Source organism: Thermoanaerobacterium aotearoense (assembly GCF_009905255.1).
GTDB classification, from domain to species: Bacteria; Bacillota; Thermoanaerobacteria; order Thermoanaerobacterales; family Thermoanaerobacteraceae; genus Thermoanaerobacterium; species Thermoanaerobacterium aotearoense.
This window is the reverse complement of sequence record NZ_CP047602.1, coordinates 1,252,723-1,266,697: the sequence shown is the minus strand read 5'-3', so window position 1 is coordinate 1,266,697 and position 13,975 is coordinate 1,252,723. Positions and strand designations below refer to the sequence as shown.

Annotated in this window: 13 protein-coding genes, 1 tRNA gene, 1 pseudogene and 1 other annotated feature; of the genes and pseudogenes, 3 read left to right on the top strand and 12 right to left on the bottom strand. The window is 35.2% G+C overall.

Features of this window, described 5'->3' with window-relative positions:
* Window positions 1-2: 2 nt before the first annotated feature.
* Both GSH73_RS06280 and tkt read right to left on the bottom strand, forming a co-directional pair.
* Window positions 3-905 (bottom strand): TTE1925 family mutarotase, encoded by a 903-nt coding sequence (locus GSH73_RS06280; protein ID WP_014758857.1) that lies wholly within the window; start codon window positions 903-905, stop codon window positions 3-5.
* Window positions 906-988: 83 nt separating this feature from the next.
* Complete coding sequence (gene tkt / locus GSH73_RS06275) at window positions 989-2,974, bottom strand: transketolase (protein ID WP_014758858.1); 1,986 nt, start codon at window positions 2,972-2,974, stop codon at window positions 989-991.
* Between the two features lie 211 nt (window positions 2,975-3,185).
* On the opposite strand from tkt, the gene GSH73_RS06270 reads away from it, so the two are divergent.
* A tRNA-Trp gene (locus tag GSH73_RS06270) sits at window positions 3,186-3,261 on the top strand.
* A gap of 92 nt (window positions 3,262-3,353) precedes the next feature.
* On the opposite strand, the gene GSH73_RS06265 is transcribed toward GSH73_RS06270, so the two are convergent.
* Both GSH73_RS06265 and GSH73_RS06260 read right to left on the bottom strand, forming a co-directional pair.
* Complete coding sequence (locus GSH73_RS06265) at window positions 3,354-3,977, bottom strand: TraR/DksA C4-type zinc finger protein (RefSeq protein ID WP_014758859.1); 624 nt, start codon at window positions 3,975-3,977, stop codon at window positions 3,354-3,356.
* 19 nt (window positions 3,978-3,996) lie between these two features.
* Window positions 3,997-4,287 (bottom strand): DUF5665 domain-containing protein, encoded by a 291-nt coding sequence (locus GSH73_RS06260; RefSeq protein WP_200866660.1) that lies wholly within the window; start codon window positions 4,285-4,287, stop codon window positions 3,997-3,999.
* Between the two features lie 141 nt (window positions 4,288-4,428).
* Between GSH73_RS06260 and GSH73_RS13445 the strand changes: the two genes are divergently transcribed.
* Window positions 4,429-4,566 (top strand): hypothetical protein, encoded by a 138-nt coding sequence (locus GSH73_RS13445; protein WP_013788235.1) that lies wholly within the window; start codon window positions 4,429-4,431, stop codon window positions 4,564-4,566.
* A gap of 27 nt (window positions 4,567-4,593) precedes the next feature.
* Here the strand turns inward: GSH73_RS13445 and bcp are convergent, their stop codons facing one another.
* The 8 genes from bcp to trpE form a co-directional block, all read right to left on the bottom strand.
* A complete protein-coding gene (gene bcp / locus GSH73_RS06255) occupies window positions 4,594-5,058 on the bottom strand; it encodes a thioredoxin-dependent thiol peroxidase (RefSeq protein ID WP_014758861.1) in 465 nt (154 codons plus the stop codon).
* Window positions 5,059-5,169: 111 nt separating this feature from the next.
* Complete coding sequence (gene trpA, locus GSH73_RS06250; protein ID WP_102789875.1) at window positions 5,170-5,991, bottom strand: tryptophan synthase subunit alpha; 822 nt, start codon at window positions 5,989-5,991, stop codon at window positions 5,170-5,172.
* On the bottom strand, window positions 5,991-7,166 hold the full coding sequence (gene trpB / locus GSH73_RS06245; RefSeq protein WP_014758863.1) for a tryptophan synthase subunit beta: 1,176 nt from the start codon (window positions 7,164-7,166) through the stop codon (window positions 5,991-5,993). The genes trpA and trpB overlap by 1 nt, the downstream gene beginning before the upstream one ends.
* Window positions 7,160-7,780 (bottom strand): phosphoribosylanthranilate isomerase, encoded by a 621-nt coding sequence (locus GSH73_RS06240; protein ID WP_014758864.1) that lies wholly within the window; start codon window positions 7,778-7,780, stop codon window positions 7,160-7,162. The genes trpB and GSH73_RS06240 overlap by 7 nt, the downstream gene beginning before the upstream one ends.
* A 1-nt stretch (window position 7,781) precedes the next feature.
* Complete coding sequence (gene trpC, locus GSH73_RS06235) at window positions 7,782-8,564, bottom strand: indole-3-glycerol phosphate synthase TrpC (RefSeq protein ID WP_014758865.1); 783 nt, start codon at window positions 8,562-8,564, stop codon at window positions 7,782-7,784.
* Window positions 8,561-9,580: an anthranilate phosphoribosyltransferase gene (trpD, locus tag GSH73_RS06230; protein ID WP_014758866.1), complete on the bottom strand. Its 1,020-nt coding sequence runs from the start codon at window positions 9,578-9,580 to the stop codon at window positions 8,561-8,563. Before trpD ends, trpC begins: the two co-directional genes overlap by 4 nt.
* Complete coding sequence (locus tag GSH73_RS06225) at window positions 9,561-10,148, bottom strand: anthranilate synthase component II (RefSeq protein WP_014758867.1); 588 nt, start codon at window positions 10,146-10,148, stop codon at window positions 9,561-9,563. The genes trpD and GSH73_RS06225 overlap by 20 nt, the downstream gene beginning before the upstream one ends.
* Window positions 10,148-11,572 (bottom strand): anthranilate synthase component I, encoded by a 1,425-nt coding sequence (gene trpE, locus GSH73_RS06220; protein WP_014758868.1) that lies wholly within the window; start codon window positions 11,570-11,572, stop codon window positions 10,148-10,150. Before trpE ends, GSH73_RS06225 begins: the two co-directional genes overlap by 1 nt.
* Before the next feature lie 39 nt (window positions 11,573-11,611).
* Window positions 11,612-11,919 (bottom strand) — a binding site (T-box leader).
* 244 nt (window positions 11,920-12,163) lie between these two features.
* On the opposite strand from trpE, the pseudogene GSH73_RS06215 reads away from it, so the two are divergent.
* Window positions 12,164-13,875 (top strand): annotated as a pseudogene (locus GSH73_RS06215) (IS1634 family transposase).
* Window positions 13,876-13,975: the final 100 nt, after the last annotated feature.

The window sequence follows — 13,975 nt, the reverse complement described above, 5'->3', positions numbered from 1 at the left end:
AATCATTTTATATATTGTGACAACAATTCTTCTATTTCATCTTCGTTTATAGACGGTCTTTTTACATTGTCATATAATAACCATTCTTCTGTATGGATTGTGGAATCACCAGGATTTAACTTTACCATAGGGCCTAATGACTCCATTTCCATCATCCAATCTGTCGTATATGTTTCATAAGAAGCGTTGTAATCCGGATAAGTCGCATTTTCATCATGTTTGAATTTCTTTATGAAAAGATGTCCATGATTAAAGTACGCTGCCCATCCTTTTTCATTTTGAATTCCAAATTTAAATGGCTCTTTTTTGTTAGGATCTTGCTCAAAAATTATGTACTTGTTGCCAAAATGTATTCTGTGATCTTTCATATGGGAATACGGCCACAATACCAATGCTCTATTTGGCAAAAGTCCAGTGTCTTTCATAGGTTGCTCAACGACCTGAAGACCTCCTGTTGCCATGACAGATATAGCCCATGGTGAAAGCTCCACCGCCCAAGCGCCTTTATTTGTAAGCGTATGCTTAACCTTTGCAACAGGTTTATCTGGCTCTAAAGTTACTTCAATCTCTTTTTTTATGTAGGCATAATCATTAGGCTCTTGAATAAGCTTAATGCCGTTTTCTATTTCTTCGTATTTTATTGGAAAGTTGTCAAGCGTGTAAGTTCTTGGCATGGCTTCAGGACTATGCCACAGTCTATGTCCACCATAATTTCTCCAAATGTTTTCACCTTTTTTGCCTGCATCTTCATCGTTAATGCTGAATTCATTTGCTTGCCCTACAAATCCAAATCTCATTATCCTGGGACCTATTTCCGTCGTGGCTATAAAATCAACTACCCCATTTGAAACTTCAATGCAATCATTCCAGCCAGAAAATGAAACTTTTTTAATCGTAACACTCATAATACCATTCCTTTCTTAATATAGCATACTTGTATGATTCCTAAAAATTTTTGAATAAGAGCGCAATAAAGCGCTCTTATTCATCATTTTAATAGCTCTAATGCCTTGTTGACGACATTTTCAACAGTGAACCCAAATTCTCTAAAGAGTATTTCACCAGGTGCAGATGCTCCAAAATGGTCAAGTCCAATTACACATCCGTCAAGTCCAACGTATTTATACCAGCTCATAGTGCTTGCAGCCTCTACTGCAATTCTGGCTCTTACATTATCAGGAAGCACTGTTTTTTTGTATTCATCTGGTTGCGTATCAAATATCTCCATCGAAGGCATACTTACTACCCTCGCTTTAACACCTTTCTCTTTAAGCAGTTTGTATGCTTCGTAGATCAAGCTGACCTCTGAACCACTGGCCAATAATATCAAATCAGGATTTCCATCTTCTGCATCACACAATACATATCCGCCTTTTAGAGCATCTTTTGACGTCTCGTCGTATACAGGAAGATTTTGCCTTGTCAATATCAATGCTGTTGGACCGTCTTTTTTGTTAAGAGCATAACACCATGCAGCAGATACTTCTTTTGAATCTGCAGGTCTTATAACCGTCAAGTTTGGAATGCTTCTTAACATTGGCAAATGTTCTATCGGCTCATGTGTTGGACCATCCTCACCAACGCCAATGCTGTCATGAGTAAATACGTAAATCACAGGAAGCTTCATCAATGCAGACAACCTTACAGCACCTTTCATATAATCACTGAATACAAGGAATGTAGATACATAAGGTATAATTCCTCCATAAGCGGCCATTCCATTTGCAATTGCTGCCATTGCATGTTCTCTAACGCCAAAGTGGAAATTGGAGCCACCTCTGTTTTGGCTGCTATAATCGCCTCTATCTTTTGTATAAGTCTTTGTGGATGGAGCAAGATCTGCAGAACCACCGATCAGATTTGGGACAAGCTTAACCAAATAATTCAAAACATCTCCAGATGAGGACCTTGTAGCTGTCTTTGCTTTAAAGTTCCAAAGGCCTTCATCAGCGACTAAATCAACCGGCAATTTCTCACTGTGCCATTTATCCCATTCTTCTGCCAATTCAGGATATTCTTTTCTGTAATTTTCAAACATTCTATTCCATTTTTCTTCTTCTTTGTTTAATTCTTCTATGATATTCTCGAAGTGTTTACGCACTTCATCAGGAACATAGAATTCCTCCTCGTATTCCCATCCTAAAAACTTTTTAGTTGCCTCTACATTTTTATCTCCAAGCGGCTCTCCATGTGCTGAAGCTTTGCCTTGCTTCTCTGGGCAGCCGTATCCAATCACCGTCTTTACTATGATAAGCGACGGCCTCTCCTTATCCGCTTTTGCTTCTTCAATAGCTTTTCCTATCTTTTCTACATCATTTCCGTCATCTACTTTTATCACTTGCCAGCCATATGCTTCAAATCTTTTGCCGACGTCTTCTGTAAATGCAATGTCAGTACCACCTTCTATGGAAATATTATTTGAATCATACAATGCTATCAGCTTGCCAAGCTTTAACGTTCCAGCTAAAGAACATGCTTCAGATGAAATACCCTCCATAAGGCATCCATCGCCAACTATAGCATATGTATAATTGTCTACTATATCATACCCTGGGCGGTTGAATTTGCTTGCCATGTAAGTCTCAGCGATTGCCATGCCAACAGCATTTGAAATACCTTGCCCCAATGGCCCTGTGGTGATTTCAACACCTGGTGTATGTCCGTATTCTGGATGCCCTGGAGTCAAGCTCTGCCATTGCCTAAAATTTTTAAGATCTTCTATTGTAAGTCCATAGCCAAAGAGATGCAACAGTGAATATAAAAGCGCAGAACCATGTCCAGCAGATAGTATAAATCTATCTCTCCCAGCCCATTTAGGATTTCTTGGACTGTGCTTTAAATATTTGGCCCACAATGTATATGCCATTGGAGCAGAACCCATTGGCATACCTGGATGTCCGGAGTTCGCCTTTTGCACCTGTTCAATTGATAGTATACGTATAGTATTAATTGCTAATTCATCAATCCTGTTCATACTTAACTCTCCTTTGCTTTTTAATTACCATTAATATTATATCATTGGACAAATCGTAATAAAAGAATTTAACTTAAAATTCGGGTAAGTTATGAATTATTTTTATATTTTGCACACTTTTTTTGCTGAGTTTTATGACAGAATAACAACGAAATAGATGCACTTAGTTATTGACTACATGTAAATACTATGTTATAATAAAATTCGTCGCAGGGGAGTAGCTCAATTGGTAGAGCGGCGGTCTCCAAAACCGTAGGTTGCGAGTTCGATTCTTGTCTCCCCTGCCATTTTTTATGCCATTGTAATAAAATAAAGCCTGCGTTTTCTTTCCGAATTTGCAAGGCTTTTTTATTAATCTACATTATAGTAAGATTTATCATCACTCTAATGTTTTTTTGTAATCTTCATTGCTTATTTTATCTACTTCTTCCACATATCCTGAATTATAATCATCGTAATCGTCATCATAATTGTCAAGTCCTGCTTTAGTTTTATTATACCTTGCTACTGATTGGTACGAATCCTCGGCATCAAATTGATTTTCTTCTTTGGAATCCATGTATCCCCACCCAAAAGGATACTTAATAGTTCTTTCTTCGTTAGGGCGTGAAAACCTGAGATCGCTTAATTTTAAATCATTGTCTTTTGCACATTTTGCACATAAAGGTGCATATGGCAACGCTTCTAACCTTTCCATTTCAATTTCTTTATGACAATGATTGCATATACCGTATTCGCCATTAGCCATTCGCGAAAGAGCATCATCAATCTGCCTCAAAATGTGCTGTTCATTATCTTTTAATGCGTAATTTTTCTCTAATTCGTATACTTCCGAAGCAATATCCGCTGGATGGTTGTCCGCCATCGATAGTTCTTGGTAATACTCCCTCTCCCCAATTCTCCCGGTTCCGTTATTATCATCCATCTCGTTTAGAGTATGCAAAATTCTATTTCTTTCATCAATAAGTCTTTTTCTAAAATACTCTAATTTTTCGTCATCCATTTTACCACATGCCTTTCTATCACAAATTTTGTTGAACAATTTTAATTATATGAGCAATAATATTGCCTATAATAGGCAAATTCAATAAAACCGCTCTTTGCAATATGTATATTACAATTGCTCCAAGCAATGTAAATCCTATAGCCATTCCAAAACCACGCGCAAGCCCACCGACAAAGTTAAGCCATAGGAGTCTATAAGGGCTTTGCATCAATTCTACATAGTCTGCTATTTTCATTTTTTCCATCATATCAGACATTTTTTCAATTTGCTTCTTCATTTCATTTAATAATTTATTATCCAAGCCCATTCCTCCTATAAATTATTTTCTCTCTTTAGGTGAAGTTTATTAATAATTTATTGTTTTTTAAATTTAAATATGCTTAAATTAGTAATAAGAAGATGTATAATTTAATAAAATTACCTTAGTAAAATTGATGAGGGGAATAAAATGAAAAAAAAGAAAAACAAAGATTTTTTAAACCCTTTTTACAACAGAAAATGGCATAAATATGTAGCTTTGACTATTGTCATTGTGATGATAGTTGCATTAATAGCTGCTTTCAGTCTGCCGATTCTAAATTATTAAAAGTGCGCATAAAGCGCACTAAATCTCTTAATCAATCTCTTTAAGCACTTTCAATATTTCATCAACGTGTCCTTCAACTTTCACTTTCCTAAAAATTTTCTTTACTATGCCTTTTCTATCTATTACAAAAGTAGATCTTTCTATGCCCATTTTTTTCTTTCCATACATATTTTTTTCTTTATAAACACCGTACTCTGTTGATACTTTGGCATCACCATCACTTAAGAGTATAAATGGCAAATCAAATTTTTCAATAAATTTTTTATGAGACTCTAAATCATCTAAGCTTACCCCTATCACAACCGCATCATTATCTTCAATAGAATTTAGGTTGTCCCTAAACTGGCAAGCTTCCTTTGTACATCCAGGCGTGTTGTCCTTGGGATAAAAGTAAAGAACAACTTTTTTACCCCTGTAATCTTTTAAAGAGACATTCTTTCCCTCACTGGACATAAGCGTGAAATCAGGGGCTTCTTTTTCTAATTCAACCATCAACTTTTCCTCCTTTGATAATTATTCTCCTTTAATATTTCTTATCTTAATTATATCAATTTTAAAATAATAATCAATGCCTAAATTTAAAAAGAGGCAAATAGCCTCCTTTTAAATTACCTCTTTGACTGATGATATGAAATTTGCCACACTATCAAATATTTCATCATTATTTCTTGAATCACTTATCATTTTAACTATTGCACTGCCAATTATTATTCCATCACAGTACGGAGCAAATTTTTTTGCCATCTCAGGTCCAGATATGCCAAATCCAATTGCTTTTGGCAAATCAGTGTACTTTGATACCAAATCCATGTACTTTTCAATATCAGTTTCAATAGAATTCCTTACACCTGTGACACCTTTTGTGGAAACACAATACACAAATCCTTTGCCATTTTCACAAATCTTTTTTATCCTGTCATTTGAAGTAGGTGCAACTAATGGTATCAAATAAATATCATGTTTTTCTGATAATTCTTTTATGTCTTTTCTTTCCTCCAATGGCAAATCAGGTATAATTAGTCCATCTATGCCAGAATCCTTTGCATTCTTTAAAAATTTCTCCATTCCATATTTATAAATGGAATTGTAATAGGCAAGGTACACAAGCGGTACATCTGTATTTTGTCTTATTATATTAACAGCACTCATTATATCATCTATTTTAGTGCCCTTTTTCAATGCCCTTGCAGATGAAGCTTGTATTATAGGTCCATCTGCCAGCGGGTCCGAATATGGAATTCCAATCTCTATGATATCAGCCCCGCCTTCAACCATCTTATACACTAAATTGATGGTTATATTTATATCGGGATCTCCAGCGGTTATAAATGCAATCAGCGCTTTACGCCCTTTTTTCTTTAATTCATTGAATTTTTTATCAATCCTGTTTTCCCTTGCATTGTTAACTTCTACACTTGACAACATCATAGCTCAACCTCCAAAACATTCGCTACTGTATTGACGTCTTTGTCTCCTCTGCCTGATAAATTTACAACTATAATATCATCTTTGCTAAGACTTGGAGCAAGTTTCATTGCATAGGCAACAGCATGGGCACTTTCCAATGCCGGTATGATTCCTTCAATTTGAGATAAATCCATAAAAGCTGACAAAGCTTCTTCATCAGTTGCATACACATATTGTGCTCTGCCGGTATCCCTCAAATAAGCATGTTCAGGCCCTACACCAGGATAATCAAGTCCTGCTGATATTGAGTACACAGGCATTATCTGTCCTTCATCATCTTGAAGCAGATACGTCATCATGCCATGGAGGACGCCAATGCTTCCTTTTGCCATTGTAGCGGCATGTTTATTTGTATCTATTCCAAGGCCTGCAGCTTCTACCCCTATAAGTTTAACTGATGAATCGTTTATAAAAGGGTAAAATATACCCATAGAATTGCTGCCACCGCCCACACATGCAACAATATAATCAGGCAATCTCTTTTCTTTGCTTAAAATTTGTTCTCTCGTCTCGTCGCCGATCACCCTCTGAAAATCTCTAACCATTATCGGATATGGATGCGGTCCTACAACAGAGCCCATCACATAAAATGTATCATCGATATTCGTGACCCAATTGCGTATCGCTTCGTTAACAGCATCTTTCAATGTGCCAGTCCCCGTCTTAACAGGAGTAACTTTTGCACCCAATAACTTCATTCTAAATACGTTCAATGACTGTCTTTTTATGTCTTCTTCTCCCATAAATATCTCACATTCCATGTCAAACATCGCAGCGCCTGTTGCAGTCGCTACACCGTGTTGTCCTGCACCTGTTTCAGCGATGACTTTCCTTTTGCCCATTCTTTTAGCCAGCAATATTTGCCCTAAAACGTTGTTTATTTTATGAGCGCCAGTGTGGTTTAAATCTTCTCTTTTCAAATATATTTTTGCGCCACCCAATCTTTCAGTTAAGTTTCTTGCAAAATACAACGGTGTAGGCCTTCCAGAATATTCTCTTAAATAATATTTGTATTCATCAATAAAATCTTTATCATTTATTGCCTTGTAAAATTCGTCTTCAAGTTCTATCAATGCATTCATAATCGTTTCCGGTACGTATTGACCGCCAAATTTACCAAATCTCCCTACCATTTTACACTCCTCACTTTACATATTAAATCTTTCATCAATTGATAATTTTTAAAGCCGTCCACTTCAACACCGCTGGATGCATCTATTACATCCGGTCTAACTGTTTCTACAGCTTTTAAAGCATTGCCAGGATTAATGCCACCTGCTAAAATAAACTTGCACTTTAAGTTGTCCTTTACATCCTTAACTAAATTCCAATCAAATTTCACACCTGAACCACCATAAAAACCCTTTATCTTACTGTCAAGGAGAATACCATCAGCATGATAATCTTGTAATCTAAAAACATCGCTTTTTTCGCTAATCCGAATCGCCTTCCATACGGTATAATCATCAAAATTGTCTATATAATCTTGTGACTCATCGCCATGAAATTGTAAAACATCTAAATTTAAATAATCAGCAACATCCTTTACTACCGAAACTTTTTCATTTACAAAAACACCGACTTTTTTTATTTGTCTATCGAGATTTTTAATAAGGTTATATGCCGTATTTACATCTACTTTTCGCTTGCTTTCAGCAAAAACGAAACCAGCATAATCAGGCTTTAAATTATTAAGGTATTCTATATCTTCTGCCCGCCTTATTCCACATATTTTCACCAATGTCATTTTAAACACCCTTTGATTGAATTACGAAATCATCAATTTTACCGCCATTTTTGATTATATTCATAAATGTTTCACCGATTAGGACAGCATTCACACCTAATGATTTTAAGAATTTTACGTCATCAGAAGTCTTTATGCCACTTTCAGACACCAGTAAAACACCGCTTGGCACGTATCTAACAAGCCTTTCTGTCGTCCTTAAATCAACGTGAAAATCCTTTAAATCTCTGTTGTTTATGCCTAAAATATCCACATTCGCATTTAATGCTATTTCAAGTTCACGTTCGTCATGAACCTCAACAATAGCATCTAATCCAATCTTTTTAGCAGTATCGTAAAACTTCTTTAAATCATCTCCAAGTACAGTCACTATAAGCAAGACAGCATCTGCACCAATTAATTTGCTTTCGTATATTTGGTATTCGTCAAATATGAAGTCTTTTCTGAGAATAGGTTTTGATGTTACTTCTTTTACATCGTTTATATATGCATCATCTCCTTTAAAATAATTTTTTTCTGTAAGAACAGATATGGCATCAACATCAACATTTTCATATAGCTTAGCAATTTTTATGTGATCAAAGTCTTCTACCATTATCCCTTTAGATGGAGAAGCTTTTTTTATTTCAGCTATTATCGATATATCATCACCAATCAACGCTTCTTTAAAATTCCTCATATTTTTATCATTTTTAATTTCTTTTAATATACCATCCAGCGGTTTTTCGATTTTTTTTATTTCCACCTGTATTTTTTTCTTAACGATAATATCATCAAGTATCATTGCAAATACACCTTCTGAAAACTTAATATATCATTCAGCTTGCCTAATGCCTTGCCTGAATCAATGAGATATTCTGCAAGCTTGACACCTTCCTTAATGCTATCAACTGCTTTACCGACATATAAAGCTGCAGCGCTATTTAAAACTACAATGTCTCTCTTAGGGCCTTTTTCGCCATTTAATATATCTAAAATGATTTTTGCATTTTCTTTTGCATCGCCACCGCCGATATCCGTACCTTTCGACAGCCTAATACCGTAATCATCAGGATCAATTGTGTAATCAATAACCATACCGTTTCTCACTTCTGAAACAGTTGTAGTGGTAGTGGTGGTTATTTCGTCAAGCCCATCATTTCCATGAACGACTAAAGCTCTTTCGCATCCCAGTTTTAGCAAAACTTCTGCTAATATATGTGTCAGGCTTTTATCATAAACGCCTAAAACTTGGCCTTTAACAGAAGCTGGATTTGTCAATGGCCCTAATATATTAAAAACTGTTCTTAAACCCAGTTCTCTTCTTATGGGAGCTACGTTTTTCATAGCTGAATGATACAAAGGTGCGAAAAGGAACCCAAATCCTACTTCATCGATGAATTTCTTTGTCACCTCTGGTTCTACATCGATTTTTACACCTAATTCATTTAATACGTCAGCACTGCCGCTTTTACTGGAGACAGCTTTGTTTCCATGTTTGGCTATTTTGATTCCAGCAGACGAAGCAATTATTGCTACCGCAGTAGAAATATTAAATGTCTTTCCGCCATCACCTCCCGTTCCACAGGTATCTATTACATATGGAGAATCAAGATTTAATTTTTTTGCATTTTCTATCATTGACCTTGCAGAACCGGTTATCTCATCGATTGATTCACCTTTCATCCTTAATCCTATAAGATAACCACCAATTAATGGCGGGCTTGATTCCCCCTTCATTATTGCATCCATAGCGCTCTTTGCCTCTGTTTCAGACAAATTCTCCCCTTTGACGATCTTTTCAATGGCTTCCTTTAACATTGCAGATCCCCTCCACAAAATTTTTTAATATATTTTTACCATCATCTGTTAAAATAGACTCAGGATGAAATTGAAGTCCATATACATGATGGCACTTATGCTTAATTGCCATAATAGTTCCATCATCCGTTTCTGCAATTATTTCTAATGATTCTGGCAATGAGTCTTTGTCAATTACAAGTGAATGATATCTCATGGCTTTTATAGGATTTTTTATGCCTTCAAACACTCCTTCACCAACATGATTGACAGATGAAGTCTTCCCGTGCATTATGGTGGTTGCTCTGATTATTTTTGCGCCATAAGCATATCCAATAGCTTGATGGCCAAGGCAAATCCCTAATATAGGTATTTTGCCTTCAAACTCATCGACTATATCTACTGAAATTCCTGCATTTTCTGGCCTTCCCGGCCCAGGCGATATAATTATTCCTTTTGGATTCATTAAAGCTATGTCATTTAACCCTATTTTATCGTTGCGGGCAACTAATATATCGCTGTAAATTTCGCCTATGAATTGGTACAAGTTATAAGTAAATGAGTCGTAATTATCTACGAGAAGAAGCATCAAAGCACCTCCTTTAAGACCATTGCCTTATTTATAGTTTCATAGTATTCAGCTTCTGGTTGAGAATCATATACAATTCCACACCCAGCTTGAATAAATGCAGTGCCGCTTTTTAATAGCAATGTTCTTATTGCTATGCACATATCCATATCTCCGTTGTATGAAAAATAGCCGACTGCTCCAGCATAAAATGATCTTTTCACATTCTCCAATTCATCAATTATCTCCATGGCCCTTATTTTCGGTGCACCTGAAACCGTTCCAGCAGGAAGACATGCAATTAGTGCATCAAACGCTGTAAGACCCCTTCTCAAAATGCCTGAAACTTTCGATACAATGTGCATTACGTGCGAATAAAAATCGACTTCCATGAATCTATCCAATCTTACAGTGCCAAATTCGCTTACTTTTCCTATATCATTTCTTCCAAGGTCAACTAACATGACGTGTTCCGCCTTTTCCTTTTCATCGTTTAAAAGCTCATCTTTCAATATTAAATCTTCTTCAGCGTTTTTCCCTCTTCTTCTGGTTCCTGCAATCGGATTTGTAGTGACTTTATTGCCAAATACGGATACGAGACTTTCTGGCGACGAACCTATCAATTGGAAATCGTCAAAATCGATGTAAAACATATATGGTGATGGATTTGCAATCCTCAGCCTCCTGTATACATCAAAAGGTTCGGAATCAGTTTTGATTTTAAGTCTTTGGGAAGGCACTACTTGAAATATGTCGCCGTTTTTTATATATTCCTTTGCTTTAATTACAATATTGCAAAATTCTTCTTTGGTAAAATTACAATCAATATCGGAAGTGGGTTGTTTTGGTTTTATATCGTGAATTTTAACATTACTCTTTATGTTTAAAATTATTCTCTCCAATTTTTCTCTTATAAAACCATACTTTTCATTTTCATCAGGAAATACGTTGTAAATAACAGATACATTATGTTTATAGTGATCATAGCAGATTATAATCTTGTAAAACATAAAATACGCATCAGGTATTCCTATTTCATCAACATTTTTCGAAGGAAGATATTCATATTGTCTTATAATATCATATCCAGCATAGCCTATTGCTCCGCCAGTAAACGGAAATTCAAGTCCATAATTATCATAATCGTACATCATATTTTCCTTTATATAGTCAAGAATTCTGCCGTATCTTATTTCCGTTTTATCACCATCAATATGGATTATGTCACCACTACATCTGATCTTCAAATACGGATTTGAGCCGACAAACGAATACCTGCCCCACATTTTACTGCTTTCAGCACTTTCCAGGAGAAATTTATTTTCACCATCCAAATTGTAAAAAATGTTGATTGGCGTCAATTCATCACCGTTTATCTCCTCGTAAACAGGAAAGACAGTTTTCTTGTTCACAAGCCTTTCATATTCTTTTTCAGTTATATTCAATCAATACACCTCCTTAATATGCAAAAAAGTCACTTCATCCAATGGGACGAAGTGACTTCGTGGTGCCACCCAAATTGTTTTATACTTATGTGGTTAAAAAAAGCATCTCATCCACTAAGGACGAAATGCTTTCATTTCGCTTTGCCACCTAAGTACAAAACCTCTCATTGAAGGTACGGATTTCTCGATACCCTGTCATTTTAACGGTAGACTACCGGGCAATGCTACTTTTATTTCACACGCCATCTCGCAGGCCCATTCAATAACGCCGTCAGTACTTGGCTTCCACCATCCCAAGCTCGCTTTAACCTAATGCGATATTTACTATTCCTGCTCATCGATTTTTTTGTTTCGATTGATTTAATTATATAACGTGTTAAAATATATGTCAATAGTTTTAATCTTGTCTAAAATATAAATTATCTCACACCCTAGTTTTGCAGCAAAATTTTATGTAGCGTAACCCGGAACCAGCAATTTTACTAACGATTTTGGGTAAAATTTTTTTAAATTTTTGTCATATTTTGGTTGCGGATTATTATGGATTGTGGTATAATATAGTTATATTGAATTTTATTGGGGGAGTTTAATGTGTATTTAAAGAAAAGTAGACGCAGTTCCGGAAGAATATACCTATCTATTGCAGATGGATATCGTGATAAAGAAAGAGGGCATACAAGGACTGTTACTATTGAATCGCTTGGATACCTCGATGAGCTTCAAAAACAATACGATGATCCAATCGCTTTTTTTGAACAAAAGGTTAAAGAATTGAATGAACAAAAAGCCATGAAAAAGACTCCAATTACTCTTAGTTTTTCTCCTAATGAAAGACTTTTGATTAATACGAATGATCGTAAAAACTTTGGCTACGCTGCATTTAGTAAGATTTATCATGAACTTGAATTGGACAAATTTTTGAAAAACAGGCAGCGTCATTCAAAAGAAGAGTATGATTCTAATGCTATTATGAAACTTCTCGTATTTTCACGTTTATTGTATCCTGCTTCAAAGAAAAAGACTTATGAGAATAGAGATATATTCTTTGAGAGGTTTGATTTTTCTTTGGATGATGTCTACAGATGTCTATCTTTTTTAACAAACATAGTAATGCTTTGCAACTTTGGGTTCATGAGCATATTAAGTCTTTATATGAACGAAATACTAATCTGGTTTATTACGATGTTACCAACTATTATTTTGAAATTGATGAACAAGACGAATTGCGTAAAAAAGGCGTTTCTAAAGAACACAGGCCAGATCCAATTGTGCAGATGGGATTATTTATGGACACCAATGGTATACCTATTACATATAAACTTTTTCCTGGCAATGCTCTAGATAAAACTACATTTATGCCTATGTTAAGGAAAATACAACATGATTATTCTTTGGGAAGAATTATTGTAGTTGCTGATAAAGGTATCATCACTGGCGATAACATTTGGTATACTTTATCTGCTGGTAATGGTTATGTATTCAGCTATTCTGTTCGTTGTGCAGATAAGGAATTTAAGAAATATGTCCTTGACGAAAACGGATATACACACAGAGGAGATAGCTTCAAGATAAAATCCAGACTTTATCCAAGAGAAATATTAGTAACCACCACTAAAGGCAAAAAAATGAAAAAGGTAGTTGATGAAAAACAGGTTATTTTCTATAGTGAAGAATATGCTTTAAAAGCAAAATATGAACGAGCTGCTACCATAGAGAAAGCAAAAGACCTAATTAAAAATCCAGCAAAATACAATAGAGCTACATCATACGGTGCTTCCAAATATGTAAAGAATCTCATTTTTGATGAAGAAACCGGCGAAATATTAGAAAGTGCTCATCAGCATTTAACATTTGATGAGGAAAGGCTAAAAGAAGAAGAAAAATTTGATGGATATTATGCAATAGTTACTAGTGAATACAAAGAATCTGATGATAAAATTATTGAAATGTACCGTGGACTTTGGAAGATAGAAGAATCTTTTAAGATAACTAAAAGTGATATCGAAAGCAGACCAGTTTATTTATCACTGAGGGAACATATTGATGCTCATTTTCTGATATGCTTTATATCACTTGTAATTGTGAGAATACTTGAATATAGATTAAAAGGAAAATATTCTGTTTCAGCTATACTTGAGAGTCTAGCAAAAGCATCCTGCAGTTACATACAAGAAAATTATTATCTGTTTGATTTTAATAATGATGTTCTTGAAGATATAGGTAAAGAATTAGGCATTGATTTTGGGAAAAAGATTATGACATTAGGAGAGATTAAAAAAATTTTAGGAGAAGTAAAAAAATGACATTTCCACTACAACTTTTTGACAAAAACAGAAAGCCCGAAAGCCTTCATTTTAAAGGGCTTAGGGGCTTTTTTTATCCTTTTTTGCTGCAAAAGTCAGG

Bases quoted from the DNA above. Each gene is read 5' to 3' on its own strand.
- trpD (WP_014758866.1), bottom strand. From the start codon at position 9,580: ATGTTAAAGGAAGCCATTGAAAAGATCGTCAAAGGGGAGAATTTGTCT.
- trpA (WP_102789875.1), bottom strand. From the start codon at position 5,991: ATGTTGTCAAGTGTAGAAGTTAACAATGCAAGGGAAAACAGGATTGAT.
- GSH73_RS06280 (WP_014758857.1), bottom strand. From the start codon at position 905: ATGAGTGTTACGATTAAAAAAGTTTCATTTTCTGGCTGGAATGATTGC.
- trpC (WP_014758865.1), bottom strand. From the start codon at position 8,564: ATGATACTTGATGATATTATCGTTAAGAAAAAAATACAGGTGGAAATA.
- GSH73_RS13445 (WP_013788235.1), top strand. From the start codon at position 4,429: ATGAAAAAAAAGAAAAACAAAGATTTTTTAAACCCTTTTTACAACAGA.
- GSH73_RS06265 (WP_014758859.1), bottom strand. From the start codon at position 3,977: ATGGATGACGAAAAATTAGAGTATTTTAGAAAAAGACTTATTGATGAA.
- tkt (WP_014758858.1), bottom strand. From the start codon at position 2,974: ATGAACAGGATTGATGAATTAGCAATTAATACTATACGTATACTATCA.
- GSH73_RS06225 (WP_014758867.1), bottom strand. From the start codon at position 10,148: ATGCTTCTTCTCGTAGATAATTACGACTCATTTACTTATAACTTGTAC.
- GSH73_RS06240 (WP_014758864.1), bottom strand. From the start codon at position 7,780: ATGACATTGGTGAAAATATGTGGAATAAGGCGGGCAGAAGATATAGAA.
- trpB (WP_014758863.1), bottom strand. From the start codon at position 7,166: ATGGTAGGGAGATTTGGTAAATTTGGCGGTCAATACGTACCGGAAACG.
- bcp (WP_014758861.1), bottom strand. From the start codon at position 5,058: ATGGTTGAATTAGAAAAAGAAGCCCCTGATTTCACGCTTATGTCCAGT.
- GSH73_RS06260 (WP_200866660.1), bottom strand. From the start codon at position 4,287: ATGGGCTTGGATAATAAATTATTAAATGAAATGAAGAAGCAAATTGAA.